At 68.3% G+C, this 24,608-nt stretch carries 25 protein-coding genes; 13 read left to right on the top strand and 12 right to left on the bottom strand.

Going from position 1 to position 24,608, the window contains the following annotated elements; genetic code table 11:
• The first annotated feature begins 166 nt into the window (after positions 1-166).
• Both ACWDTP_RS03990 and ACWDTP_RS03985 read left to right on the top strand, forming a co-directional pair.
• Positions 167-310 (top strand): hypothetical protein, encoded by a 144-nt coding sequence (locus ACWDTP_RS03990; protein WP_450016792.1) that lies wholly within the window; start codon positions 167-169, stop codon positions 308-310.
• A gap of 129 nt (positions 311-439) precedes the next feature.
• Positions 440-1,033: a hypothetical protein gene (locus ACWDTP_RS03985; RefSeq protein ID WP_450016790.1), complete on the top strand. Its 594-nt coding sequence runs from the start codon at positions 440-442 to the stop codon at positions 1,031-1,033.
• Here ACWDTP_RS03985 and ACWDTP_RS03980 read toward each other — a convergent pair.
• Genes ACWDTP_RS03980 through ACWDTP_RS03970 form a run of 3 tightly spaced genes read right to left on the bottom strand, consistent with a single transcriptional unit; the run spans position 966 to position 3,795 of the window.
• Complete coding sequence (locus tag ACWDTP_RS03980; protein ID WP_450016788.1) at positions 966-2,225, bottom strand: D-amino acid dehydrogenase; 1,260 nt, start codon at positions 2,223-2,225, stop codon at positions 966-968. The genes ACWDTP_RS03985 and ACWDTP_RS03980 overlap by 68 nt on opposite strands.
• Positions 2,222-2,374, bottom strand: coding sequence for a hypothetical protein (locus ACWDTP_RS03975; RefSeq protein ID WP_450016786.1), 153 nt, complete (start codon positions 2,372-2,374; stop codon positions 2,222-2,224). The genes ACWDTP_RS03980 and ACWDTP_RS03975 overlap by 4 nt, the downstream gene beginning before the upstream one ends.
• Positions 2,371-3,795 carry a sodium:solute symporter family protein gene (locus ACWDTP_RS03970; RefSeq protein WP_450016784.1) on the bottom strand — a complete coding sequence of 475 codons (1,425 nt, stop codon included), beginning with the start codon at positions 3,793-3,795 and terminating at the stop codon, positions 2,371-2,373. The genes ACWDTP_RS03975 and ACWDTP_RS03970 overlap by 4 nt, the downstream gene beginning before the upstream one ends.
• A 132-nt stretch (positions 3,796-3,927) precedes the next feature.
• Between ACWDTP_RS03970 and ACWDTP_RS03965 the strand changes: the two genes are divergently transcribed.
• On the top strand, positions 3,928-5,094 hold the full coding sequence (locus ACWDTP_RS03965) for a CdaR family transcriptional regulator (RefSeq protein ID WP_450016783.1): 1,167 nt from the start codon (positions 3,928-3,930) through the stop codon (positions 5,092-5,094).
• 6 nt (positions 5,095-5,100) lie between these two features.
• On the opposite strand, the gene ACWDTP_RS03960 is transcribed toward ACWDTP_RS03965, so the two are convergent.
• The 3 genes from ACWDTP_RS03960 to ACWDTP_RS03950 form a co-directional block, all read right to left on the bottom strand.
• Positions 5,101-6,198: a diguanylate cyclase domain-containing protein gene (locus ACWDTP_RS03960; RefSeq protein WP_450016782.1), complete on the bottom strand. Its 1,098-nt coding sequence runs from the start codon at positions 6,196-6,198 to the stop codon at positions 5,101-5,103.
• 125 nt (positions 6,199-6,323) lie between these two features.
• Entirely contained in the window at positions 6,324-7,613 is a 1,290-nt protein-coding gene (locus ACWDTP_RS03955) for an ArsB/NhaD family transporter (RefSeq protein WP_450016780.1), read from the bottom strand.
• 5 nt (positions 7,614-7,618) lie between these two features.
• Positions 7,619-8,062: a CBS domain-containing protein gene (locus tag ACWDTP_RS03950; protein ID WP_450016778.1), complete on the bottom strand. Its 444-nt coding sequence runs from the start codon at positions 8,060-8,062 to the stop codon at positions 7,619-7,621.
• A gap of 126 nt (positions 8,063-8,188) precedes the next feature.
• Here ACWDTP_RS03950 and nhaA point away from each other — a divergent pair, with 126 nt between their 5' ends.
• Both nhaA and dxs read left to right on the top strand, forming a co-directional pair.
• The gene (gene nhaA / locus ACWDTP_RS03945; RefSeq protein WP_450016776.1) at positions 8,189-9,481 is read left to right on the top strand and encodes a Na+/H+ antiporter NhaA; all 1,293 of its coding nucleotides are present in this window, start codon (positions 8,189-8,191) and stop codon (positions 9,479-9,481) included.
• Between the two features lie 28 nt (positions 9,482-9,509).
• On the top strand, positions 9,510-11,423 hold the full coding sequence (gene dxs / locus ACWDTP_RS03940; RefSeq protein WP_450016774.1) for a 1-deoxy-D-xylulose-5-phosphate synthase: 1,914 nt from the start codon (positions 9,510-9,512) through the stop codon (positions 11,421-11,423).
• Between the two features lie 76 nt (positions 11,424-11,499).
• Here the strand turns inward: dxs and ACWDTP_RS03935 are convergent, their stop codons facing one another.
• From ACWDTP_RS03935 to ACWDTP_RS03925, 3 genes are all read right to left on the bottom strand, one after another.
• The gene (locus ACWDTP_RS03935) at positions 11,500-12,423 is read right to left on the bottom strand and encodes an acyl-ACP desaturase (protein WP_450016772.1); all 924 of its coding nucleotides are present in this window, start codon (positions 12,421-12,423) and stop codon (positions 11,500-11,502) included.
• 124 nt (positions 12,424-12,547) lie between these two features.
• Entirely contained in the window at positions 12,548-13,795 is a 1,248-nt protein-coding gene (locus ACWDTP_RS03930) for an HRDC domain-containing protein (RefSeq protein WP_450016770.1), read from the bottom strand.
• Between the two features lies 1 nt (position 13,796).
• Positions 13,797-14,333, bottom strand: coding sequence for a DUF3000 domain-containing protein (locus ACWDTP_RS03925; RefSeq protein WP_450016849.1), 537 nt, complete (start codon positions 14,331-14,333; stop codon positions 13,797-13,799).
• Positions 14,334-14,488: 155 nt separating this feature from the next.
• Between ACWDTP_RS03925 and hemE the strand changes: the two genes are divergently transcribed.
• From hemE to ACWDTP_RS03895, 6 genes are all read left to right on the top strand, one after another.
• Positions 14,489-15,550, top strand: coding sequence for a uroporphyrinogen decarboxylase (gene hemE / locus ACWDTP_RS03920; protein WP_450016768.1), 1,062 nt, complete (start codon positions 14,489-14,491; stop codon positions 15,548-15,550).
• Positions 15,547-16,914 carry a protoporphyrinogen oxidase gene (locus ACWDTP_RS03915; protein ID WP_450016767.1) on the top strand — a complete coding sequence of 456 codons (1,368 nt, stop codon included), beginning with the start codon at positions 15,547-15,549 and terminating at the stop codon, positions 16,912-16,914. The genes hemE and ACWDTP_RS03915 overlap by 4 nt, the downstream gene beginning before the upstream one ends.
• A 4-nt stretch (positions 16,915-16,918) precedes the next feature.
• Positions 16,919-17,614 (top strand): hydrogen peroxide-dependent heme synthase, encoded by a 696-nt coding sequence (gene hemQ, locus ACWDTP_RS03910; RefSeq protein WP_450016765.1) that lies wholly within the window; start codon positions 16,919-16,921, stop codon positions 17,612-17,614.
• 119 nt (positions 17,615-17,733) lie between these two features.
• The gene (locus tag ACWDTP_RS03905; RefSeq protein ID WP_450016763.1) at positions 17,734-18,480 is read left to right on the top strand and encodes a class I SAM-dependent methyltransferase; all 747 of its coding nucleotides are present in this window, start codon (positions 17,734-17,736) and stop codon (positions 18,478-18,480) included.
• A gap of 64 nt (positions 18,481-18,544) precedes the next feature.
• A complete protein-coding gene (locus ACWDTP_RS03900) occupies positions 18,545-19,033 on the top strand; it encodes a histidine kinase (RefSeq protein WP_450016761.1) in 489 nt (162 codons plus the stop codon).
• Between the two features lie 21 nt (positions 19,034-19,054).
• On the top strand, positions 19,055-19,852 hold the full coding sequence (locus ACWDTP_RS03895) for a DUF4097 family beta strand repeat-containing protein (RefSeq protein WP_450016759.1): 798 nt from the start codon (positions 19,055-19,057) through the stop codon (positions 19,850-19,852).
• On the opposite strand, the gene msrB is transcribed toward ACWDTP_RS03895, so the two are convergent.
• Positions 19,812-20,228: a peptide-methionine (R)-S-oxide reductase MsrB gene (gene msrB / locus ACWDTP_RS03890; protein WP_450016757.1), complete on the bottom strand. Its 417-nt coding sequence runs from the start codon at positions 20,226-20,228 to the stop codon at positions 19,812-19,814. The genes ACWDTP_RS03895 and msrB overlap by 41 nt on opposite strands.
• 66 nt (positions 20,229-20,294) lie before the next feature.
• On the opposite strand from msrB, the gene ACWDTP_RS03885 reads away from it, so the two are divergent.
• Positions 20,295-21,038, top strand: a complete 744-nt coding sequence (locus tag ACWDTP_RS03885; RefSeq protein ID WP_450016755.1) for a helix-turn-helix transcriptional regulator — start codon at positions 20,295-20,297, stop codon at positions 21,036-21,038.
• A 91-nt stretch (positions 21,039-21,129) separates the two neighbouring features.
• Positions 21,130-21,693 carry a class I SAM-dependent methyltransferase gene (locus ACWDTP_RS03880; protein ID WP_450016753.1) on the top strand — a complete coding sequence of 188 codons (564 nt, stop codon included), beginning with the start codon at positions 21,130-21,132 and terminating at the stop codon, positions 21,691-21,693.
• Here the strand turns inward: ACWDTP_RS03880 and aftC are convergent.
• Both aftC and ACWDTP_RS03870 read right to left on the bottom strand, forming a co-directional pair.
• Positions 21,685-22,977, bottom strand: coding sequence for an arabinofuranan 3-O-arabinosyltransferase (gene aftC, locus ACWDTP_RS03875; protein WP_450016847.1), 1,293 nt, complete (start codon positions 22,975-22,977; stop codon positions 21,685-21,687). The genes ACWDTP_RS03880 and aftC overlap by 9 nt on opposite strands.
• A gap of 21 nt (positions 22,978-22,998) precedes the next feature.
• Positions 22,999-24,579 (bottom strand): alpha/beta hydrolase, encoded by a 1,581-nt coding sequence (locus ACWDTP_RS03870; protein WP_450016751.1) that lies wholly within the window; start codon positions 24,577-24,579, stop codon positions 22,999-23,001.
• Positions 24,580-24,608 lie beyond the last annotated feature (29 nt).

Here is a 24,608-nt window from a genome sequence, read left to right as displayed (position 1 = left end):
GCGCGAGCAGACGCAAACCTGCCTAATTCTCAGCGGATTTGGACAGTTTTGTGTCTGCTCGCGAGGGATGGTGCGGGGCTGGCGCGCGACGAGCGGGCTGGCTTTTATTTTTTTATCGAGTATGGTCCAGGTTAGTTATTGGTTGTGAGCCTGAAAAGGAGCAACGGTGGCTGATAAATCCAGCGGGCGGATGCCGAAAAAACCCGCGATGACCATAAAAGAACGCCGAGCCGCGAAACGCGCCAGGGTGAACGAATCGACCGAGATTGTTCCCCGCCGTAAACGCGGGGAGCGGAGCAGATCGCTGTGACCTGCGGATTCTGTCGGTAAGTACCGGCAATCGCGGTGATCGAATTGCCGCCGCCGCGCTTACGTGCGTTATTCGGAAATTGTCCGGAAACAATTTTCCGCAAAACGCCGCCAGTGAAAGGAGAAATTCATGGTGGCGGTCCGGGGAGTTCCCATTGTTTTCGCCGAGGCCGGCGACCTGCTCGATGCCGTCGACGCCGAATTCGCCAGCCACGGCATCGCGCCCGTTTACGCGGGCGCCCCCTGTGTTTCTGGGGCGCCGAGCGGACCCGAGGCTCCCGACGACGTCGATTCGATCATGGTGGTCATCGACCATCGACTGGTCGAATCGCTGTTCGGCGACACACATTTCAGCGCAGCGAAACGACGGGCCCGGTCCTGCGAGAACGAGGTCTGCGATCTGGCGACCGGTACCGCCGTCGCCCACGACGCGCGTCGCCTGCTCATCGTCGGCGACGGACGGTGGGCGACGACCGACGAGAAGGCTCGGTTGATCCGCTGGATTCGCAACGCCATGCTGCGGATCGGTTACGAATGCGCGATCAACGGCCTGGTCGACCTGGCCACGTCCTATGCGATCGTCGTCGCGGGCACCGATGTCGGGCGCGCGGCGCAATGCCTGGTGGGTTGGCAGCGGCGGGCCGGGCCGTCGGACATCACCCGCGCCGGCGGCGCCGGGGCGCGTATGGGGTCGGATCGATATCCGGGCGCCGTCCTTCGATGAGGTCCGCGAGCATCCGTGCCGATCCGCAGGCCATGGTCCAGCCGACGTTACCGTGCCCGGTGTTGTAGTAGAGGTTGTCATGACGGCCCAGCCCGATGAGTGGTGGGCCGTCGGGGGTGACCGGGCGCAGTCCGGTCCGGTAGCGGGCGCCGTTCCAGTCGATGGCCCCCGGGAACAGCCGGTTGCCCGCGGCGACGATGCCCGCGAAGTCGGCGGGCGAGTGGTTACGGTCGTATCCGACGAACTCCGCGGTCGCCGACATCCGCAGTTCGGCGCCGAACGGCGACCATGCCACCATGTGCCGTTCGTCGATGCCGCCGAGGGCCGGAGCACGGTCCGGATTCTTGATCGGTGCGGTCACGCTGTATCCCTTGGCCGGATACACCGGTAGGTAAACCCCGATATCGCGCGTCAACAGCGGGCTGGCCGACCCCGCGGCGAGGACGACGGCGTCGGCACGGACCTCGCCGTGCGCGGTGCGGAGTCCGGTGATCGATGATCCGTCGGTAGTCATTCCGAGGATCCCACTGGACAGGTGGAACTGCGCTCCACGCCGCTCGGCGGCTTGTGCGAGGGCGGTGGCGAACCGCTGCGGGTCACCGGTGCCGTCGGAGGCGTCGTGGATGGCCCCGGCGAAATCGGTGGCGACGTCGCGCAGCGCCGGCTCGGTGGACGCGATCTGAGCGGAGTCGAGCTCATTCTGCTCACGCCCGTTGTCGCGTAGGAGTCTCGACCTGCGCCGGGCCTCGGCAAATTCGGCTTCGCTGCGGTAGAGGTACAGCACACCGTTGTCGGTGTGGCAGTAGTCCAGCCGCTCGCGGGCGGAGAGTTCGTCGAGCAGTCGTTGGCTGTAGCGGGCGAGTTCGAGCTTGGCCAGGGTGTTGGCGCGTGATCGCGCCGGGGTGCATTCCCGCAGGAACCGCAGACCCCATCGGGCCAGCGCGGCATCGGCTCGCGGCCTGACCCTGATCGAAGTCTGCTGTCCCAGTAGGGATCGCATCAGCATCGCCGGTGCGCTCGGTGATGCCCAGGTGTAGGAGTGCCCCGGCGCGATGAGACCACCTGTGCTCGCCGAGGTGTCCGCGGCGATCTCGGGCCTGCGGTCGTGGACCTGGACTTCGTGTCCACGCTCGGCCAGCTCCTGGGCGGTCGCGACGCCCACCACGCCGGCGCCGATCACGGCCACCTTCATCTGGAATTCCCTTCTACGCTGACGTCTGGTTTGGATTCGTTGTCGTGCAAAACCTCTCGGATGTAGAACCGCCATCCGAGGAAACCCGTCCACAGGGTCACCACGATGACCACGGCGGGTACGCCGTAGTAGAGCAGATTCAGAATCATGCGCTTTCTCCTTGTGCGGCGAGGGCGGGTTGATGTCGCCGTGGGGAGCGGCCGGCCGTGGCGGCGGCTACGACGGTGTAGACCACGAGGTTGGCGACGACGCCGGGGATGAGGCCGTCGTCGAGGCCGAACGGGGCCTCCAGGCCCCACTGCCACACACCGGTGACGACAGCCCCGGCCGCGATCGCGGACAGGGCGGCGGGCGCCGAGCGGATTCCGAACAGTATCGCGCCGAACAGCGGGACGATGATGGTCGGAGCCCACAGCGCGTAGCTGTAGAGCAGTGCGTCGACGATCGACGGCACGCTGAGCGCGAAAATGGTTGCGGTGGCCCCGACTACGACACTTGTGGTGCGCTCGACGGCGAGCCGTCTCTTCGGCGCAAGCGGTGCCGCCCGCATCGGCTGATAGAGGTCTTTGGTCAGGACGACTGCCGTGGAGTTGAGATATGAACTGGCGGTGGACATCACGACCGCGAGTAGGGCCGCGATGACCAGGCCGAGGATGCCGACCGGCATCAACCGCATCACCACGGTGGGCAGCGCCTCGTCGGCGTTGATATCGGGGTAGAGCACCAAGGCGATCAGGCCGATCGTCGCGGAGGTGAAGTAGAAGAAGAACGAGAACAGGCCCGCCATGGTGTAGCCGATCTTGGCGTGCCGGGAATCCGGGGTGGAGAAGGTGCGCTGGGCGTATGGCGGTACCAGCGTCTCGCCGAGCAGCAGTGCGACGAACAAGGTCAGGAATTTCAACGGGGTGTAGTCGCCGAGCAGCGTGAGGTGGTCGGCGGGCACCCGGTCCAGCAGGGATGCCGGTCCGCCCACCGCGTGCAGGCCGATCAACAATGCCACCGGAAGAAAGACCCCGAGGAAAACGAACTGCAGCATGTCGGTCTGGATGACGGCCCAGGCGCCACCGAACGATGAGTAGAGCACCACGACACCCATCCCGATGATCACCGCGGGGCCCGTCGGTACCTGCAGGGTGGCGTTGACCACCGTGCCGATCGCCAGGGCCTGCGCGCCAAGAATTCCGGCGCACAGTCCGAGTGAGAGGATCCCGGTGACGACCCGGGCCGCCTTGCCGTAGTGCTCGTCCATGACGTCACCCAGGGTGTGGGCGCCGCGGTAGTTCTTGAGCCTCGGGGCGATCAGCAATCCGACGAGCACCGTCTGGATGCCGAACGCGCAGAACGCGAACATGTACACATATCCGTCGCGCATGGTGGCGCCGGCCACGCCGATCGACGCGCCACCGCCCAGGAACGCGGCGGCCAGGCTGCCGAAGAAGACCGGCCAGACGATTCGGTTCCCGGCGACGGCGAAATCGTCTGGGTTCTTCACCCGCTTCATCGTTTGAACGCCGATCAGTACCAACAGGGCGAAATAACCTGCGAGCAATGCCCAATCGAGAGGTGTCATGTGAACTCCTTGCCGAGGATTTCCTCATCGTATGGAGCGGACCGGTTGCCGTCTCTGGCCAAGCTGCCTAATCTGCCGTTAAATCTAGAAAGAAAATTAGGCATGATGCCTAGATTCACGTGCGGAGGGTGAATGCTCAGCCAAGCTCTTGCCCAGCAGATAGCCAACGAGATCACCGACGTGATCGGGTACAACGTGATGATCTCCGACGAGTCGGGGATCGTGGTCGGCAGCGGTGACGCGTCGCGGATCGGTCAATTTCACGAAGCGTCGCTGGAGGTGATCCGCAGTCGGCGAACCATGAGCCACTCGACCGCCGATGTCCAGGATCTGGTGGGCACGCTTCCCGGCGTCACCACTCCGCTGGTCATCGACGATTCGGTGGTGGGCACAGTCGGACTGTCCGGTCCGCCCGAGGAAGTCGAGCGGTTCGGTCTCGTGGTGAAACGTCAGACCGAGATCCTGATGCAGGAGGCGGCGCGGATCGGATCTCGGATGACCCGTGAACGCGCCGTCACCGAACTGGTGCGCGAGATCTGCGAGTGGCACCATTCCCGTGTCCCGGCCGCCCAGGTGCTTCGGCGCGCCCATACCCTCGGCCATGACCTGACGCTTCGGCGCCGAATCGTCTTGATCGTCCTGGACGATTCCGAAGCTTCGCGCGACGAATCCGAGTCGGGACAGTTGATTCGGTGTGTCGAGGCGGTGTTCGACTCGCCTCACGACCTGGTCGGGTTGTTGGCCGGCCCGGTGGTGGCGGTAGCGACACCGGACGAGGCGCACGACCGTCGCTCGGTATCGGATCGTTGTGATGAACTCGACGCCGCGGCGCGCTCCAACGGCCTGGGTACCGCCATCGCGATCGGGTCGCCGGGGTCCGGTGTGGAGGACCTCAACATGTCCGCCCGCGACGCCTTCGACGCCCTGCAGTTAGGGTCAATCGCGCAGGGCCGGAAGACAATTCACCGCATTGAACAGTTCCGGCTACAGCAAGCGTTATCCGTCGTGCCGATCGATTCCCGAACGCGGCTCACCCACGGTCTGCTGGGTCCGCTGCTCGGTGATCGGGACTGGCCGGTGCTGCGGGCGACGCTGATCGCCTGGGGCGACAGTGCGTTCAACGTCAGTAAGGCGGCGCAGGGCATGCATGTCCACCGCAACACCCTGATCTACCGCCTCGACAAGATCGCGCGGTGTCTGGGCCGCTCGCTCGACGAATCCGGCTTGGCGGTTGCGCTGTATGTGACGTGCATGATGGATCAGCTGGGACGAGGTGACCGGCCTACCGGTTTGCGCTGACGCCGCTCACTCCGGGCCGTCGGAATCCATCGTCGGGGTGGGGTAGTGGGCGTAGGTGGTCTGGTTGCCGCCCGCGGCCCGCGACTGGTTCATCGACCGGGTCGCGAGGTCGATGAGGGCGTCCACCACCTGCTCGGCGGGAAATTCGGTGAGGGGCCGCAGGGGGCTGCACGCGGTCCCGATGCTCGCGGTCAGCCGCATCGGGGTGGTGCCGATCGCGATGCGGATCCGTTCCACCAGCGGAGAGGGATCGTCGGTCTTGAACACGTCGGCGATCAGGAATTCGGTGTCGGACACGTGGGCCAGGGGCACCCTGCGCCGGACCGTCTCGCGCAGCGCCTGGCCGACCGTGATGCGGGCGTGGAACGTGCTGTAGGTGCCGTCCATATGGCTCAGCAACGCCATATCGTCGATGCCGACCGCGACGACCACCAGGTACTGATCGTCGTGACGGCTGTGCGATCCCATCATGGTGGCGGTGTGCATACCGAATGCCGACCGGTTGAGCAGACCGGTCAACGGGTCGATCTCGCCGGGATGCTGCATATTGTCGGGGTCGATGAGCGTGACGGCCATGCGGCACAGCGCCGAGGTGCCGCCGATGACCAGGGCGGCCATCAAGGTGCCGGCAATCCCGAGCGACGGGTCGTCGATCGCCACCCGCACTCCGAGGTAGGCCACCGCAAGGCCGCAGGCCACCCAGGTCAGGATCAGCACCCGCCAGCTGTGCAGGAACGCCGCGTAGGTGGTGATCAGGCTCAGCGTCGCGGTTCCCAGCAGGCCCACCACGGGGTTGGACAACGTCAGACAGGTGACCGCGATGCACAGGGTGCCGACCGTCACCACGATCCACGACTGGTTGCGGCTGGGCCATCGACGACGTCCCCACCACCAGGCCAGCACCAGGCCGCAGACGGTGCCCGCGACGGCCACGAAGCGCATCGCCCCATCCGGACCGGCCGGCGTGCCGATCAGGATCAGCGGGAGGGCACTGGTGGCGACGATGGAGATCGAGATGGTCCGGCGCATCAGGGTGCGTTGACTGCGCGCCGCCAGTAGGGCGGTCCGCGAATAGTAGTTGTCGAAAGGACTCAAATTCCGCACCCCGGGAGTACTCGCTGCCGCTGAACACCCTACGTAATCACGAGCCGATCGGGTTCATCCATAATTCTGCACCCGACGACGGATTCCGTAGGCGCGGATTTCCGCACCCGCCGTGGGCCGCGGTCTCAGCCGAACACGAAGTAGCGCAGCCACAGGTAGAGGGCCGAGAGCACGGTCGATACGGCCGTCACCACCGCCCCTTTTCGGGTGAATTCCCAGAATGAGATCGGTGCGCCCGCACGGTTGGCGATGCCGAGCATCACCACGTTGGCGCTGGCGCCGATGGCCGTCAGGTTTCCACCGAAGTCGGCGCCGAGCGCCAACGCCCACCACAGGGCGTCCGGGTGGGCCAGGTCGGGCATCGAGGCGGCGAGTTCGGCGACGATCGGCGCCATGGTCGCGACATAGGGGATGTTGTCGATGACGCCCGAGACCGGCGCGGACACGCCGAGGATGAGCATCACCGTGACCAGCGCGTCGCCGCCGGTGGCCTCGGTGGCCGCACGGGCCAGCGCGTCGACGGTACCGGTCTTGACCAGCGCGCCGATCATCACGAACAGGCCGGCGAAGAACAGCAGCGTCTCCCACTCCACCCCGGACAGGTAGTCGGACCGGTCCAGGCCCGAGACCACGACGAGCAGGCCCGCGCCGATCAGCGCCACCACCGACGGCGCCACGTGGATCGCCGAGTGCAGGATGAACGCGGCGAACACCAGGCCGAGGACGACACCGCACTTGATCAACAGCCTGGAGTCGCGGATCGCCTCACGTTCCTGCAGAGCCATGACGTCGGCTACCCGCTCGGCCTCGACATCGAAGGACCCCCGGAACAGTCGCGGCAGCATCGCGATGAAGACCACGACCACGATGATCACGATCGGTGTCATGTGCACCAGGAAGTCGTTGAAGCTCAGATTGCCGCGGCTGCCGATGATGATGTTCGGCGGATCGCCCACCAGGGTCGCGGTGCCGCCGATATTGGACGCGAACACCTCAGCCATCAGGAACGACACCGGGTTGATGGCGAGCCGGTCACAGACCAGCAGCGTGACCGGCGCGATCAGCAGCACGGTGGTCACGTTGTCCAACAGCGCCGAGGCCAGCGCCGTGACCAGCACCAGCAGGATCATGATCCGCAGGGGCGAACCTTTGGCGCGTTTGGCGGCCCAGATGGCGACGTACTCGAATACGCCCGTCTGGCGCAGCACGCTGACGATGATCATCATGCCGAACAGCAGGAAGATGACGTCCCAGTCGATACCGGTGTCGTGGGAGAAGAACGCGTCGTCGGATTCGACCACGCCGACGGCCAGCACGATCGCCGCGCCGCCCAGCGCGACCTTGGCCTTGTTGATCCGGTCGCTGGCGATCAGAACGTAGGCGACGACGAAGATGCCGATCGCGAACGCAGCCATCGACGTCAGGGCCTCAGCGCCGCTTCGAGCAGCCGGGATGCGGTGATCACGCCGTGCAGTTTCCCGTCCTTGAGGACCGCGACCAGCGGGGTCCGCAGTTTCGCCATCAGGGCGGCCACCTCGACGATGGTGTCGTCGGCACGAGCCGACGGAACGTCGATCAGATGCTCGGGGAGCACGTCGCGCACCGCCTTGCCGCGCAACTTCCCGGCGACCCGGTCGGCCATCGATTCGTCGAGTACGCCGGCCAGCGCCGGATCGTCCTGAACGTATTGCGGAATGATGAACCGGACCACCTCGGAGGCGGGGAGCACGGCGTGCGGACGACCGGAGGAGTCGGTCACCACGATGCCGGGCAGGCGGTGTTCGGCGAGCATGAGTGCGGCGTCCAGCGCATCGGCGTCGGCGGAGACCACCGGAAATTCCTCGACGATGTCCTCTGCATGCACCCGAGCACCATACGGTCCGGGACCGTCCGGGCGCACCCGGTGGGGATATTGCTGCTAGCGTTGCGACCCGGTGTGCCGGGAAGCCTGGTCGGCGCCGTTTCGTGCTGACCAGGGGAGTTTGTGCCGATGAACGCCGACCGTGACCGGATCCGACGACGGCTGCTGGCGCGCGGCTCGTGGCCGGAGTGGCAGCGGGTTTCGCAGCTGCTTCGCACCGAAACCGTCGGGGGTGCGCTGCTGTTGGCCGCCGCGGCGGCGGCCTTGGTGTGGGCCAATTCGCCGTGGTCGCAGGCCTATCACACGCTGTCCTCGGTGGTCGTCGGCCCGGAGTCGCTGCATCTGAACCTGAGTGTGTCCAGCTGGGCCGCCGACGGCCTGCTCGCCATCTTCTTTTTCGTCGTCGGGGTGGAGCTCAAGCGGGAGTTCGTCGCGGGAGATCTGCGCGACCCGGCCCGCGCCGCCCTGCCGATCGCGGCCGCGGTCGGCGGCATGGTGGTGCCCGCGGCGATCTTCGTGGCGATCAATCTCTCCACCGGTCACCCCGAGAACATCGGCGGCTGGGCCGTGCCGATCGCCACCGATATCGCGTTCGCCCTCGCGGTCCTCGCGGTGGTCTCCACCCACCTGCCGTCCGCGCTGCGGATCTTCCTGCTGACCCTGGCCGTGGTCGACGACCTGTTGGCGATCACGGTCATCGCGGTCTTCTACACCGAACACCTGGCCCCGGCTCCGCTCCTGGCCGCGCTGATCCCGATCGCCCTGTTCGCGGTGGCGGTGCAGCGCGGTGTCGGGAAGTGGTGGGTGCTGCTACCGCTTGCCGTGGTGGCGTGGGTGCTGGTGCACGCCAGCGGGGTACACGCCACGGTGGCCGGGGTGCTGCTCGGCTTCACCGTGCCGGTGCTCGGCCGCCACGCGTCCGCCGAGCGTTTCGAGCATCTGATGCGGCCGGTCTCGGCCGGTGTCGCGGTACCGGTCTTCGCGTTCTTCGCGGCCGGGGTGACCCTCGGGGGGTGGTCCGGATTCGCCGGCGCCCTGGCCGAACCGGTCACGCTCGGCGTCATCGCGGGGCTGGTGCTCGGCAAACCCATCGGTGTGCTCGCGACCACCTTTCTGCTGGCCAGGTTCACCCACGCCAGCCTCGACGACGACCTCGCCTGGCGGGACGTGCTCGGCGTCGCGTTGCTGGCCGGGATCGGATTCACGGTCTCGCTGCTGATCGGCGAGTTGGCCTTCGGGGACAGTCCGGTCGCCGACGATGACGTGAAGGTCGCGATCCTGTGTGGATCCGGTATCGCGGGCCTGCTGGCCGCGGTCGTGCTGGCGAGCCGAAACGCGGCCTATCGGCGGATCCACCGGCTGGAGACCGCCGACACCGACCACGACGGCGTGCCCGACATCTACCAGCCTCGGCAGGACTGAGCCGGGGCTGCGTGCGTACACTGGCGGAATGCTTGAACAGGTCCGCGGTCCCGCTGATCTGCAGCACCTGTCGCAATCACAGCTGAGTGATCTCGCGCAGGAGATCCGTCAGTTCCTGATCCACAAGGTCGCTGCAACCGGTGGGCATCTCGGCCCGAATCTGGGTGTGGTGGAACTGACTTTGGCGCTGCACCGGGTGTTCGATTCGCCACACGACCCGATCGTCTTCGACACCGGCCACCAGGCCTACGTACACAAGATGTTGACCGGGCGCAGCCAGGATTTCGACTCGCTGCGGTGCAAGGGCGGGCTGTCGGGGTATCCGGCGCGCGCCGAGAGCGAACACGACTGGGTCGAGTCCAGCCATGCCAGTTCGTCGCTGTCCTACGCCGACGGCCTGGCCAAGGCGTTCGAACTGCAGGGCCACCGCAACCGCCACGTGGTGGCCGTGGTGGGGGATGGCGCGCTGACCGGTGGCATGTGCTGGGAGGCGCTCAACAACATCGCGGCCGCCGGCCGCCCGGTGGTCGTGGTCGTCAACGACAACGGCCGCAGCTACGCGCCGACCATCGGTGGCTTTGCCGATCACCTGGCCGGGCTGCGGCTGCAGCCCGGCTACGAACGGTTGCTGGAGGAGGGCCGAAAGGCCGTGCGCGGCCTGCCCGTTCTCGGCGAGTTCTGCTACCAGTGCATGCACAGCATCAAGGCCGGTATCAAGGATGCGATCGCGCCGCAGGTGATGTTCACCGACCTCGGCCTGAAGTACGTGGGCCCGATCGACGGCCACGATGAGCACGCCGTCGAGAACGCCCTGCGACATGCCCGCGGGTTCAACGCGCCGGTGATCGTGCACGTCGTGACCCGCAAGGGGATGGGCTATCCGCCCGCCGAGAACGACGAGGCCGATCAGATGCACTCGTGTGGTGTGATCGATCCGGAGACCGGGCTGGCCACCAAGGCCTCCGGGCTGGGCTGGACCTCGGTGTTCTCCGATGAGCTGATCAGGGCCGCGGCCAAGCGCCGCGACATCGTGGCGATCACCGCGGCGATGCCGGGCCCGACCGGGCTGAGCGCGTTCCGCGACCGTTATCCGGACCGGTTCTTCGACGTGGGTATCGCCGAGCAGCACGCCATGACCTCGGCGGCGGGCCTGGCCATGGGCGGGATGCATCCGGTGGTGGCGATCTACTCGACCTTCCTGAACCGGGCGTTCGATCAGTTGCTGATGGATGTCGCGCTGCACCACCTGCCGGTGACCCTGGTGCTCGACCGGTCCGGTGTCACCGGACCCGACGGGGCCAGCCACAACGGGATGTGGGATCTGTCGCTTCTCGGGATCGTGCCGGGTATCCGGGTGGCCGCCCCGCGTGACGAGTCGCGGTTGCGTGAGGAGCTCGTCGAGGCGCTGGGTGTCGACGACGGCCCGACCGCCGTCCGGTTCCCTAAAGGCGATGTGGGCGAGGACATCCCGGCCGTCGAGCGGCGCGGCGGCGTCGACGTGCTCGCGCTGCCCGCATCCGGGCTGACCGAGGATGTGCTGCTGGTTTCGGTCGGATCGTTCGCGCCGATGGCGCTCGCGGCGGCCGAGCGGCTGCGCAATCAGGGCATCGGCGTGACGGTGGTCGATCCGCGGTGGGTGCTCCCGGTGCCCGATGCGCTGGGCGAGCTGGCCCGCACCCACAAGCTGGTGGTCACCCTCGAGGACAACGGCGTGCACGGCGGGATCGGATCCTCGGTGTCAGCGGCGTTGCGCCACAACGAGATCGACGTGCCGTGCCGCGACGTCGGGGTGCCGCAGGAGTTCCAGGAGCACGCCTCACGAGGCGAGGTGCTCGCCGAGGTCGGGCTGACCGATCGGCACATCGCGCGTCAGATCACCGGCTGGGTGGCCGCGATCGGTAACCACATGAGCGAACAGCGGGTCGGCCACCAGGTCGACTGAGCTTCGCGAATGTGAAGCCACTGCGAGTTTTTCGCCGATTTTTCGCGCCAGATTCACACTCGCGGGAGGTCGGCGGCTACGCCGACATGGCGGCGGCTCGGCGCGCCGCCGCCTTCTCCTCGTAGAAGCGGGCCCGTTCGTCGACGGCGTCGAGGAACTGGGCGAGCTCGGCCCTGGCCTGCTCACCGTCCGGGCCGAAGTCGGTGCGTTCGAAGATCCGCCAGAACCGCAGCACCGGTTGCAGCACATCGTCGTGGTGGATACGGAGGTCGTAGATGCCGGCCTTCGCGATCAGGATCGAGTTCTCGTGGAAGTCGGTCATGCCCGCGCCGGGCATGGTGAAGCCGATGACTTCGTCGCGGATGGCCCGCACGGCGGCGTCGGGGGCGATGTCCAGCGCGGCGGCCATCAGGTTGCGGTAGAAGACCATGTGCAGGTTCTCGTCGGCCGCGATCCGGGCCAGCAGCTGGTCGGCGATCGGACAGCCCGACGCCCGGCCGGTGTTGCGGTGTGAGACGCGGGTGGCCAATTCCTGGAATGACACGTAGGCCAGGGCGGCGAGCGGTGTTTTGTCGCCAGAGTCGTATCCGGCGATGGTGTGCTCCATGCGCAGAGCTTCGAGTTTGGACGGGTCGACGCCACGGGTGACGACGAGATAGTCCCGCAGCGCGATGCTGTGGCGTCCCTCCTCGGCGGTCCACTGGCCGACCCAGGTGCCCCATGCGCCGTCCCGCCCGAACCGGGTGGCGATCTCGCGGTGATACGAGGGCAGGTTGTCCTCGGTCAGCAGGTTGACCGTGAGCGCTGCCTTGGCCACCGGATCCAGCGGGGAGTCCTCCGGTGCCCAGTCCTCGCCGCCGAGGAAGGCGAAATCACGGCCACGGCTCCACGGTATGTAGTCGTGCGGCTCCCAGGGTCTGACCATCTTCAGATGACGGTCCAGGTTCTGGGCGACGACGGGTTCGAGGTCGTGTAACAGGTCCGTCTGTGGGTCCGGCATCGTCTACTCCATCCTGTGCCACCGGTCGGGGCGAGCGCACATAACCTACGGTACCGTAGGTTACGCTTCCGTAGGTTGAAGAGCAATCGGTGATACCCGGCCGTGCCCAGGGCATTTCCCGGTGTCAGTCGGCGGCGAGTGCCGTAGCCAGCACCGGCACCGTCAGTTCCCGCTGCCACGGCCTGACCTCGGCGGCCACCAGGAACTCCTCGACCGCGGTCGCCACGTCGGGCACCGGCTGCCAGTCCCAACACAGCCGCCGCACCACCTCGGGGGTGATGAGGTTCTCGGTCGGCACCGACACCCGCTCGGAGATTTCGGTCAGGCCGGCCCGTGCGGCCTCGAGGCGGGCGGCCGCCTCCGGTTTGCGTCGCGCCCAGCGGGCCGCGGGGGGCGGACCGGTGGGCGTCTCGTTGGCCTCCGGATGGTCGGGGTTCTCACGGGCCCGGTTGAGCGCATCGAGCCAGACCCGGGCACCTCGGCGTTGTTTGGCGCCGCCGAAGATCGGCAGTGCGGTCAGTTCCTCGATGGTTTTGGGGTCGACGGTGGCGGCGTTGACGATGGCGGAGTCCGGCAGGATGCGCCCGGGGGCGATGTCGCGGCCACGGGCGATACCGTCGCGGGTGGTCCACAGCTCGCGCACCGCCGCCAGCGCCCGCGGGTTGCGCACCTTGTGGATGCCCGATGTGCGCCGCCACCGGTCCCGCCGGGTCGGTGACGGGGCATAGGTCCGCAGATGCTCGAATTCCTGTGTGGCCCAATCGGTCTTGCCCTGCTCATCGAGGACCGCGGCGATCGCGGTGCGCAGCTCCAGCAGTACCTCGACGTCGAGTGCGGCGTAGTTCAGCCAGTCGTGCGGCAGCGGTCGTTTGGACCAGTCGGCCGCGCCGTGGCCCTTCATCAGCTGCAGGCCCAGCAGTCGCTGCACCATCGCGGCCAGGTTGACCCGCTCGAATCCGGCCAGGCGGCCCGCCAATTCGGTGTCGTAGAGCTTGCCGGGGCGCAGGCCGATCTCGGCCAGGCACGGCAGATCCTGGTCGGCGGCGTGCAGCACCCATTCGTCGGCGGCCAGGGTTGCCGAGACCGGCGCCAGCGTGTCGATCGGGGAGCCGCCGTGGTTCACCGGGTCGATCAGCGTGGTGCCCGCACCGGCGCGGCGGATCTGGATCAGATAGGCCCGGTTGGAGTAGCGAAACCCGGACGCACGCTCGGCGTCGATCGCGAAGGGGCCGCTGCCGCGGTCCAGAAAGGTTGCCGCAGAAGATATCTGCTCCGCGGTGACACACAACTCGGGCACGCCGTCGGCCGGCGCCAGAAGCGGTGTCACCTCCGCGTCGCCGGGCCCGGTACTCTCGGTCTCTCCGTCTGTCATCTCACGCGCGCGTGCGGGAGCTCAGGTCGGTGACACCGGCCGGCGGCAGACCGGCGGCGTGTTCGAGGACTTCGCAGAACGCCTCCACATGGGGCCCCAGTTCCACGGTGGTCGCGGTCCACGACGCCCGCAGTTCCAGTTGATGTGCCCGCGGTGGCCCGGAGATGTCGCCGTAGCGCACCGAAGTGGTCGCCGTGACGGTGCCGCCCAGCGCGGTGACGTGCTCGGCGCGGGTCTCAAGCGCGTCCACCAGCCAGCTCCAGGCGACTTCGGGCAGCAGCGGGTCGACGGCCTCGCTGGAATCCAGGTCGGCCTGGATGTAGGCGACCAGACGCATGGTGCCGTCCCAGGCCTCGGCACCGTCGGGGTCGTGCAGCAGGATCAGCCGACCGAAGGCGTCCCCTTCGGAGCGCTCCGGGACGACGGTGGTCTCGGGATGGCGGACCTCGGCACCCAGGGCGAAGCTGTAGGGCGCCAGCCGCTGCGGCGGGCGGATCGGGCCCAGCTCGATCTCCGGCCGTACGGTGGTGGCATTCATCGCCTCCACCGCCGTCCGGAACTGGGCCGGTTCGGCAGAGCTCACGTCGACTGACGCTAGACCATCTGTCCAGGACGTCGGGCAGGCGCGCCGTATCGATACCACCTTGAGCGCGCAAGAGCCCGCCGGATCGGCGCGTGGCACCATGGGAGCCGATGAACACCCGCCGTGAGCTGCCCGAGTCGCCGTATCTGGCCGCCGCAAGCGGTCGCACCCCACACCGTACGCCGGTGTGGTTCATGCGCCAGGCCGGCCGGTCGTTACCCGAATACCGGGCCCTGCGGGCCCAGCACCGCATGCTGGCCGCCTGCTTCGACCCGGAGCTGGTCTGCGAGATCACCCTGCAGCCGGTCCGTCGTCACGGTGTGGACGCCGCCATCCTGTTCTCCGACATCGTGGTGCCGTTGCGGGCCGCCGGGATCGACCTCGACATCGTGCCCGACGTGGGGCCGGTCATCGACCATCCGATCCGCACCGCCGCCGACGTGCATGCTATGAAACCGCTTGATCCGGAGCGGGTTTCGCCGATCTCGGATGCGGTGAAGCTGCTGGTGTCGGCGCTGGGCGAGGTGCCGCTGATCGGTTTCGCCGGGGCACCGTTCACCCTGGCCTCCTATCTGGTGGAGGGCGGGCCGAGCCGTCACCACGAGCGCACCAAGGCGATGATGCTGGGCGAGCCGGCCACCTGGCATGCGCTCATGACGGTGCTTACCGACCTGACCATCGCCTTCCTGCGGGCACAGGTCGATGCCGGGGTGGACGCGCTGCAGGTCTTCGATTCCTGGGCCGGGACGCTGTCGCTGGCCGACTACCGCAGCTATGTGCTGCCGCACAGCAGTCGAGTGTTCGCCACGATGGCCGCCGCCGGGGTGCCGATGACCCACTTCGGGGTGGGCACCGCCGAACTGCTCGGGGCGATGTCGGAGGCGCTGGGCCCGGCTCCGGCCACCGTGGTGGGTGTCGACTGGCGCACCGCGCTGGTGGATGCCGCGGCCCGGATCAAACCGGGCACCGCGGTCCAGGGCAACCTCGACCCGGTGGTGCTGCTGGCCGGGTGGCCGGTCGCCGAACCCGTGGTGCGCCAGGTGGTCGAGGACGGGCGGCGCGCGGTGGCCGCCGGGGCCACCGGCCACATCTTCAACCTCGGCCACGGTGTGCTGCCGTCCACCGATCCCGGCGTCATCACCGAGGCGGTGACGCTGGTGCACTCGCTGTGACCGAAGCGTACTGCGTTGTCGGCGGCGGGATTTCGGGTCTGGTCGCGGCCTACCGGCTGCGGGCGGCCGCGGGCCCGCAGGCCGAAATCACGCTGCTGGACCCGGCCGACCGGCTCGGCGGGGTGCTGCGCACCGAGCGGGTGGGCGGGCAGCCGCTCGATGTCGGGGCCGAGGCCTTCGTGGCCCGGCGGCCGGAGCTGCCCGCGCTGCTGGCCGAGCTGGGCCTGGCCGCCCGGCAGATCACCACGACCGGGGCGCGGCCCCTGATCTACAGCGGTGCCCGGCTGCATCCGATGCCGCAGGGCACGCTGCAGGGGATCCCCGCGCAGGCGTCGTCGCTGCTGGGGCTGGTCGACGATGCGACCGTGGCCCGCATCCTCGACGAACGCACCCGCCCGCTGCGCTGGCGGCCCGGCGCCGACCCGACCGTGGCCGAGCTGGTCGGCGACCGGTTCGGCACACAGGTCCTGACCCGGTCGGTCGACCCGTTGCTGGCCGGGGTGTATGCCGGGTCGGCCGCGACGATCGGTCTGCGGTCGGCGGTCCCGACCCTGGCCGCCGCGCTGGACCGGGGTGCGGGCAGTCTGACCGACGCGGTTCGCGAGGCGCTGCCGGCGCCGACCGGCGCCCCGGTGTTCGGTGCGGTCGACGGCGGCTACACGGTGCTGCTGGAGGCGCTGCTCAACCGGGCCGCCGTGCGATGGGCGCAGGTGGCCGCGGTCCGGGTGGAACGGGCCGCGCGGGGCTGGGAGGTGACCGACGACGAGGGCGGCCGGTGGCGCGCCGACGGTGTGGTGCTTGCGGTTCCGGCGCCGCGGTTGCCGGACCTGATCGGCCACATCGCGCCGAGGGCGGCCGCCGCGGCGCGCCGCATCCGGGTCGCCTCGGTGGCCGTGGTGGCGTTGGCGCTGCCGGGTGGGACGCCGTTGCCGCAGCAGTCGGGCGTGCTGGTTGCGGCGGGGGAGCGCCTCAACGCCAAGGCCGTCACGCTGTCCTCCCGCAAGTGGGGCAGGCGTGGCAACGTCGAGCTGTTGCGGCTGTCGTTCGGGCGGTTCGGCGACCCGCCCGAGAGCAGCGCCGCGCGCAACGCCGGTGACGAGGATCTGCTGGCCTGGTCGGCCCGCGACCTGAACACGCTGTTCGGGGTCACGGTGGATCCGGTCGACAGCCACGTGCAGCGCTGGATCGATGCGATGCCGCAGTACGGTCCCGGACACGCCGATCTGGCCGCGCAGCTGCGGGCCGGGCTGCCGCAGGGGCTGGTGGTGGCAGGCGGCTACCTCGACGGCATCGGGGTGCCTGCGTGTGTGGGGGCGGCCACCCGAGCGGCCGCCGCATTGCTGAACAGCCGCGTGGCACGATAGGCGTATGGCCAAGCTCGATTTCGACGCGTTGAACTCCACCATCCGCTACCTGATGTTCTCCGTGTTCTCGGTGAGCCCGGGTGAACTCGGGGAGGACCGCGCCGACGTCGTCGACGAGGCCGCGACGTTCATCAAGGGTCGGGAGGAACAGGGCGTCGTGGTCCGCGGGTTCTACGACGTGGCCGGGCTGCGGGCCGACGCCGACTTCATGATCTGGACCCACGCCGAGACCGTCGAGGCGTTGCAGGCGACCTATTCGGACTTCCGGCGCACCACCGCGCTGGGCCGGGCCAGCGATCCGGTGTGGAGCAGTGTGGCGCTGCACCGGCCTGCCGAGTTCAACAAGAGCCACATCCCGGCGTTCCTGGCCGGCGAGGAGCCCGGCAATTACATCTGCGTCTACCCGTTCGTGCGGTCCTACGAGTGGTATCTGCTGCCCGATGAGGAGCGCAGGCGGATGTTGTCCGAGCACGGCATGGCGGCCCGCGGTTACAAGGATGTGCGGGCCAATACGGTGCCGGCCTTCGCGCTCGGCGACTACGAGTGGATCCTGGCCTTCGAGGCGCCGGAGTTGCACCGCATCGTCGACTTGATGCGTGATCTGCGGGCCACCGATGCGCGCCGCCATACCCGCGAGGAGACGCCCTTCTTCACCGGTCCCCGGGTCAGTGTCGAGGATCTGATCGCCAGACTGCCCTGACCCGTTCTTCCGCGAGCAGACACGTGGGTACCCGGAAATGCGCATTCTCGGGTACCCGCGTGTCTGTTCGGCACGGGATTTGACCAGCGGATTTAGTTAGCAGGTCTACCCTCGCGGGCATGACCACACCGCAACAAGATCCCAATCATTTCGAAGGCATGTACCGCGACGACAGCACATCGCACGGGCTGCCCGCCGCGACGCCGTGGGACATCGGCGGCCCGCAGCCCGTGGTGCAACAACTCGTCGCCCTCGGCGTCGTCAAGGGTGAGGTGCTCGACCCGGGTACCGGACCGGGCCACCACGCCATCCACTACGCGTCAAAGGGGCTGTCGGCCACCGGAATCGACGCGTCACCCGCCGCGATCGAGCGGGCCGGACAGAACGCGAGGAAGGCGGGGGTCTCGGTCGACTTCCGGGTCGCCGACGCGACCAGGCTCGACGGGCTGGAAGGCCGGTTCGACACCGTGGTCGACACCGCCTTCTATCACGTCTTCTCCGGTGCGCCGGAGCTGCAGAACTCCTATGTGCGGGCGCTGCACCGCGCCACCAAACCCGGTGCCCGGCTCTACATGTACGAGTTCGGTGAGCACAACGTCAACGGGTTCAAGATGCCGCGTTCGATGTCGGCCGACGATTTCCGTGAGGTGCTTCCCGCCGGCGGATGGGAGATCACCTACCTGGGGACGACCACCTATCAGGGCAACGTCAGCGTCGAGGCCTTCGAGACGATGGCCGCCCGCGTCCCCGATATGGCCGACCAGATGGGCCCGCTGCTGGAACGGCTCCGGGTGGTCGAACCGTGGCTGGTCGAGGGGCGCCTGCACATGCCGTTCTGGGAGGTGCACGCCACCCGGCTGGACTAGACGCATCCGGGTGACGTCAGATCTGACGCTTGCAGTGACGTCATAATGGTGTCACCATGACACCATGGATTTGCAACCATACGTCGACGCCGTCCGGCATGAACTGGCCGTGGCCGCGGCGGCGGGCGGGGCCGACGCCGAGGTCCTGGCACAGCGATTGACCGCTCCGCTGGAATCGGCCCTGCGGCTGGCATTGCTGGAAGCCCTTTCGGAAGCCGCCGAGCTGATCACCTGTGAGCTCGCACCCGGCTCGGTCGAAGTCCGACTGCGCGGCCGCGACCCGGAGTTCACCGTGGACACGGTCGCCGAGGAGGCCGGCCGGCCGGCCCCGAAGATACCCGCTCCGGCAGGACCGGACGCCGAGGACGAGGGCGGCACCTGGCGGGTGACCCTGCGCCTGCCGGAGAGCCTGCGCACCGGTGTCGACGCCGCCGCGCGCGGTGACGGACTGTCGGTGAACGCGTGGCTGGTGCGCGCGGTGGGCGCGGCACTGCACGGTGCGGTGCCGCAGGCCCGGGCCGGCGACAAGAACTTCAGCGGTTGGGTCCGCTGAACCGATCGACGGGAGAATCAGATGACCACATTCCAGACACCCGAGCCGATCTCGGCCGTCATCGAGGTGGTGGCCGGCGCAGTGCGTCTGATCGCCTCGGAACGGGATGACACCGTCGTCGAGGTCCGGCCGCGCGATCCCCACCGTGCGTCCGACGTCCGGGCCGCCGAGCAGGCGCGGGTCGAGTACCACGGCGGCGCGCTGACGGTGTCGGCCGGACGGCGGGTGCTGTCGCTGGGGCGCGGAGGAGCCGTCGGCATCGATATCGCGCTCCCCGTCAACTCCCGGCTGAAGGCGTCCTCGGCCTCGGCCGATGTCGATGCTGACGGCACCTACTCCGAGTGCCGGTTCGCATCCGCGAGCGGACATGTCCGGATCGGTGCCGTAGCCGGGAACATCAAGGCGGACACCGCTTCCGGCGACGTCACCGTGGACGAGGTGGTGGGGAATGTCACGATCTCAACTGCGTCGGGCGATGTGGCCATCGGTCGTCTTGAGGGAGATGCGAAATTCCAGGCGGCCTCCGGGTCGGTGGCGGTCACATCCGCCGTCACGGGCGCACTCAGCGCGCAAACCGCCAGCGGTGACATCGAGGTCGGCATCCCGGAGGGCACCGCCGCGCACCTGGAACTGGCGACCAGATCCGGCACGGTCACCAACGGGCTGCAGGCCACGGACGGTCCGGCCGGTGCTGACGACACCGTGATGGTGCACGTTCGCACCGGCTCCGGTGACATCGCGGTACGTCGTGCCACCGGCCCGGCGGCTGCCCGGGCGCTCAGCCCTGCACCGGCACCAACCGCAGCGAAATCGAATTGATGCAGTAGCGCTGGTCGGTCGGGGTGGGGTAGCCCTCGCCTTCGAACACGTGTCCGAGGTGGCTGTGGCAGTTGGCACACAACACCTCGACGCGGCGCATGCCCAGTGAATCGTCGGACCGCAGGATCACCGCGTCGGAGTCCGCCGGATCGAAGAACGACGGCCACCCGCAATGGGATTCGAACTTCTCGCTGCTGCGGAACAGTTCGGCACCGCAGGCCCGGCACTCGTAGGCACCTTCGGTCTTGGTATCGGTGTACTCCCCGGTGAACGGTCGCTCGGTGCCGGACCGGCGCAGCACCGCGAACTCCTGGGGCGTGAGCTTGGCGCGCCATTCATCGTCGGTCAGTTCCAGCTTGGGGCCAGGGGTCGTCATGACTCCAAGTTACGTGCCTGCGGGTGATGCGCGCCAGGGACGCCTTGGCCCGGGTTAGCCTGCGGTATGCGTGGTTCGTGGACCAGCAGGCCCGGCGAGATGATCGTCGCGGGCTCGTTCGGCGACATCGAGCTGCATCACCATCCCGCGGTCCAGCTCGCGGTGGGCGTCGACGGTGCGCTGGGGCTGGTCGCGGCCGACGGGACCGCCCAGCGGTGCCGGGTCGGCGTGATGGCAGGCGGAACCAGGCACGCGTTGCGCTCCGAGGGGGCCGGGCACGCGCTGTCGATCTACCTGAGCCCCGAAACCCCCACGGCGACAGTGCTGAACGCGATGAGCCGGATGCGGGGGACGGCAGGCCTGTGGGCGGTCGAGGATGGCGACGCACTTGCCGAGGCCGCCGCGGCGGCGGTGTCCGCCGATGACCTGGCCGGTGCCGCCGACGTGGTGATCTCGGGTCTGCTGGCGCACGGCGGGGAGCCGGACGCGCCCGTGCATCCGCAGCTGCGCCGGGCGATCGGAGCGATCGCGGCGCGGTTGCCGAGCCGCACCGACCTGGGATCGGTGGCCGACGAGGTGGCGTTGTCCCCGGACTACCTGGGTCGGCTCTTCCGGCAGCAGACCGGTGCCTCGTTCTCGGCCACAGCGCGCTGGGCCCGCCTGATGGCCGCTCTCGTGCACCTGTCGCAGGGCGCGTCGATCACCGATGCCGCCCATCTCGCCGGCTTCGCCGATGGCGCACACGCGACCCGGGTGTGTCGCGAGCTGACCGGGATGTCGCCCAGCGACGTCGTGCGTGCGCTGCGGTGACCGGACGGATCCGTTCAAGCGTCGTGCGCTCCGGTGCCCGATGCTCGGTGGGGAAGCCCAACACCGACAAGGGGAGTGGAGTATGCCGTCGATGTCGCGGATCGAGCGAGCCTTCTGCCAGGGCATGCTGTGGCGTGCGGGCAGCGGACCCGCAGTTCTCGGGCAACTGCCGCTCGATCGGCTCGGTCCTGACGTCCTCGAAATCGGTTCGGGCAGTGGGGACATCGCGGCCCGGCTGGCCCAGTCCCGGCCGGATCTGACGCTCACGGCCACCGACTTCGACCCGGCCATGGTGGCCTCCGCGACGCGGCGCCTGCGGGCGTATGCCGGTGTGGTCGTGCAGCCCGCCGATGCCACCGACCTGCCGTTCGCCGACGATTCGTTCGATTCGGTGCTCAGCTGCCTGATGCTGCATCACATCGTCGACTGGGAACCGGCGATCGCCGAGGTCGCCAGGGTGCTGCGGCCCGGTGGTGTGTTCACCGGCTACGACCTGGTGCGCAGCCCGCTGGCGACCGCGATCCACCGGCTGGACCGCTCCCCGTTCCGGCTGGTGAACCCGGATGAACTCGCCGAGGTCTGCGCGCAGCACGGGCTACGGATGCAGACCAGGACCCGGCTGGCCGGTCAGATCATGCAGTTCGCGTCACACTGATTCGGGTTCCCGGGGACGGCTCAGCCAGGGCGGGTCGATTCCCGAATCCAGCCGGTCATCGGCCTTGGCGTCGAGGTAGCGGAAGTACAGCACGCAGAACACCACCACCAACAGCAGCGACCAGCCGTAGGTGATCTTCATGTACTCCAGGAACCGTCCGGTGGTCGGCCAGCGCCACATCAGCCAGCGATCCATCGTCATGAAGCCGTAGATCCCAAGCCAGGACGGCCAGTTGCGGATCACCGAGTTCGGCAGCACCACCGTCATCAGGAACGGGAACAGGGTCATCGAGTAGTACCCCTGGGCCAGCCCGAGCACCAGCCACGACGCGACCAGCAGCACCCCCGACGAGGTGAGCATCCAGAACAGCGGATCACGTTGGCGGTAATAGCGGTACAGCAGCCACAGGCTGACTGCGGCGAGGACGACGGCCAGCACCCGCAGCAGCAGGATCAGCCACATCGGCAGCCCGTAGTAGATACCGTTGCCCAGGATCGAGGAGTTGAAGTAGTCCCTGGTCTCCAGGATGTAGGGCACGGTGTTGCGCACGAAGCCCATCGGGTCGGCCGACAGTGGCCAGGCCACCGCGTTGAACAGCAGGGGCACGCCGAATGCCGTGATCATGGTGCGCCATTGCCGGTTCAACAGCGGCAGCAACAACAGCACCGCCAGCAGCGGTTTGACCACGAGGGTCAACCCGATCGCCGCCCCGGCCAGCAGCTCGTTGCGGGTCCCGTCCTTGAGTAGGAACCAGAAGAACAGCACCTCGGCCAGCAACAGGCAGCCGTTGATATTGGTGAAAACCAGGGTGTTGGTGACCGATTCGGTGCAGAACATGGCCAACAGCAGGGCGGGCAGCGCCACCGAGGTCAGCGAGAACTTGAACAGCCGTACCAGTAGGCAGGCGGCGATGATGATCGCCACGGCGTTGAACGCGACGAACCAGAAGCGTGACGCGAACTCGGGCAGGAACCCGAACGGGGCGAGCAGCAGCGTGCCGCCCGGCGGGTACAGGTAGTGCGGGTCGACCTGATTGAAATTCTCGTTGTAGATGTCCCAGTGCCGCCGGAAATTCGACACCGCGCGGTACACCGGACCGAAGTCGTCGGTGATGTAGCCGTTGGTCGACAACACATAGCTGCGGTGGATGATCGACAGGATCGCGACCGGCCACAGCACCGAGCGCAGCACGGTCGCGATGCTGGGCGGGGTGGTGCGGGGACGGAAAGCCTTTACGAGTCCGGACATGATGGGATCTGCTGCCGCCACCAGCGAACCGTACACCGACGGTTGTGGGGCCAAGCGTCAGGCGGGACAGAACGTGTCGGTCTCGGGCGGTTTGCCGCTTTCGAGGTACGCGGTCACCGGGGGCAGTGCGCACGAACTGTAGACGCTGGCGCCGTGACCGATGCCCTGCCACATCACCCGCCGGCTGGTGGCGCCGGCGTTGATCATGGTGGCGGCGACCGCCGCGACGCCCTCGTTACCGACGACCGGATCGTTCTGGACGCCCAGCAGCAGCACCGGAATCTTGAGGTCGTGGGGGTCCTCTGGCGCCGATCCGCTCGGCCAGTTCAGGCATTTCACCAGATTGAGCGCGGCGACGGTGCCGAACTGCGGGTACAGCTTGCCCCAGGCGACCACCAGCTCGCGGACCCGGTCGGGCGTGGGCCGGTTGAGTGCGTCGCTGCACGAGTTGACGAACTGGCCATCGGTCAGCCGCAGGCTTTCGGCCTGCGAGATCAGCTCGGTCACCGGATTGGGGTCGCCGTCCCTGGCCGCGGCGAGCGCCGCTGCGAGGTCGTTGGTGGCGGCGATCCGGTCGCCCTTCGGGAAGGCCAGCGCGGTGGTGATCGCCTCGGCGAGGGTGGCCACCGATACCCCGCCGGGGCCGCGTCCGGCTCCGGCATCGGCGAGCATGGCATCCACCGCTCCCTTGGGGTCGGGTCCAAGCGGGCAGTTGGTGGCCACGCACTGTGCGGCGAACGCGTCGAGTGCGGCCTGCTGACCCTTGACCTTCTGTTCGGCTGCGGCCTCGGCGCCGATCCCGAGCGGCAGCGGCGAGTCGAGCACCAGCCGTGACACCTTGTTGGGGCGGGATCCGGCGTAGGCCAGGGCCACCTGGGACCCGTTGCCGATGCCCAGCAGCGCCAGCGTCGGCACATCCCAGGTGCTGCGGAGGCGTTCGAGGTCCTCGGCGGCGTGCCCGTTGTCGTAGGCCGAATCGCCGGGCGCGATGGTGTCGGTGCAGCTGGTGGTCGCGGTCATGGTGATGGTGCCCAGGTTGGCGACCGGATCGTTGCCGGCCTGGAACTGGGCCTGGTCGAGCATTTCCTGGCGGTCGTACAGGTCGCGACAGTCCAGGGCGTCCGACATGCCGGTACCGCGACGGTCGACGGCGACGATCGGATGGCTCTTGAGGACGTCGGTGCCCGACCGGGACAGCCACATCGGCAGCTGCACTGAGGACGCGACATCCGATCCGGTCGTCATGACCAGCGGTCCGGCGTCCTTCGGGGTGTCGGCCGAGCGGGCCCGGACCACTCCGATCGGTATCGACCCGGGGGCGCCGTTGAGCGAGTCGAGGTCGGCGTCATAGGTCGAGCAGTCCAGCGTGACACCCGGTACCGCCTGCACCGCGGCGGCGCCGAAGACCTGCGAGGTGCACTCCCGCCAGGACAGGTCGTTCTTGGGTGCTTCGATCGCCGCGGGGCCGGCCGGGGCGTTGCTCGTGGTTTCGGGCTGGCCCTGCGGGCCGGCACCCGAATCGGTGGCGTAGCGGGGGTCGGCGGCGAACAGCGGCGTGCAGGCCGTGAGCAGGGTCATGGCGGTCGCGAGGGCCGCGACGGCCGGCACGCGCAGGGGCCTGGACAGCTGACGACGCATGCTGACCACAGTAGCGACACCTCGAGTGG

This window comes from Mycobacterium sp. NPDC003449 (assembly GCF_053588415.1).
Note: the sequence above shows the minus strand (reverse complement) of the source record. Positions and strands in the feature narration are given on the sequence as shown.

Coding starts and splice junctions, on each gene's coding strand:
- ACWDTP_RS03985 (WP_450016790.1), top strand. CDS start 440: ATGGTGGCGGTCCGGGGAGTTCCCATTGTTTTCGCCGAGGCCGGCGAC.
- ACWDTP_RS03980 (WP_450016788.1), bottom strand. CDS start 2,225: ATGAAGGTGGCCGTGATCGGCGCCGGCGTGGTGGGCGTCGCGACCGCC.
- ACWDTP_RS03975 (WP_450016786.1), bottom strand. CDS start 2,374: ATGATTCTGAATCTGCTCTACTACGGCGTACCCGCCGTGGTCATCGTG.
- ACWDTP_RS03970 (WP_450016784.1), bottom strand. CDS start 3,795: ATGACACCTCTCGATTGGGCATTGCTCGCAGGTTATTTCGCCCTGTTG.
- ACWDTP_RS03965 (WP_450016783.1), top strand. CDS start 3,928: ATGCTCAGCCAAGCTCTTGCCCAGCAGATAGCCAACGAGATCACCGAC.
- ACWDTP_RS03955 (WP_450016780.1), bottom strand. CDS start 7,613: ATGGCTGCGTTCGCGATCGGCATCTTCGTCGTCGCCTACGTTCTGATC.
- nhaA (WP_450016776.1), top strand. CDS start 8,189: ATGAACGCCGACCGTGACCGGATCCGACGACGGCTGCTGGCGCGCGGC.
- dxs (WP_450016774.1), top strand. CDS start 9,510: ATGCTTGAACAGGTCCGCGGTCCCGCTGATCTGCAGCACCTGTCGCAA.
- ACWDTP_RS03935 (WP_450016772.1), bottom strand. CDS start 12,423: ATGCCGGACCCACAGACGGACCTGTTACACGACCTCGAACCCGTCGTC.
- ACWDTP_RS03930 (WP_450016770.1), bottom strand. CDS start 13,795: ATGACAGACGGAGAGACCGAGAGTACCGGGCCCGGCGACGCGGAGGTG.
- ACWDTP_RS03925 (WP_450016849.1), bottom strand. CDS start 14,333: ATGAATGCCACCACCGTACGGCCGGAGATCGAGCTGGGCCCGATCCGC.
- hemE (WP_450016768.1), top strand. CDS start 14,489: ATGAACACCCGCCGTGAGCTGCCCGAGTCGCCGTATCTGGCCGCCGCA.
- hemQ (WP_450016765.1), top strand. CDS start 16,919: ATGGCCAAGCTCGATTTCGACGCGTTGAACTCCACCATCCGCTACCTG.
- ACWDTP_RS03905 (WP_450016763.1), top strand. CDS start 17,734: ATGACCACACCGCAACAAGATCCCAATCATTTCGAAGGCATGTACCGC.
- ACWDTP_RS03900 (WP_450016761.1), top strand. CDS start 18,545: ATGGATTTGCAACCATACGTCGACGCCGTCCGGCATGAACTGGCCGTG.
- ACWDTP_RS03895 (WP_450016759.1), top strand. CDS start 19,055: ATGACCACATTCCAGACACCCGAGCCGATCTCGGCCGTCATCGAGGTG.
- msrB (WP_450016757.1), bottom strand. CDS start 20,228: ATGACGACCCCTGGCCCCAAGCTGGAACTGACCGACGATGAATGGCGC.
- ACWDTP_RS03885 (WP_450016755.1), top strand. CDS start 20,295: ATGCGTGGTTCGTGGACCAGCAGGCCCGGCGAGATGATCGTCGCGGGC.
- ACWDTP_RS03880 (WP_450016753.1), top strand. CDS start 21,130: ATGTCGCGGATCGAGCGAGCCTTCTGCCAGGGCATGCTGTGGCGTGCG.
- ACWDTP_RS03870 (WP_450016751.1), bottom strand. CDS start 24,579: ATGCGTCGTCAGCTGTCCAGGCCCCTGCGCGTGCCGGCCGTCGCGGCC.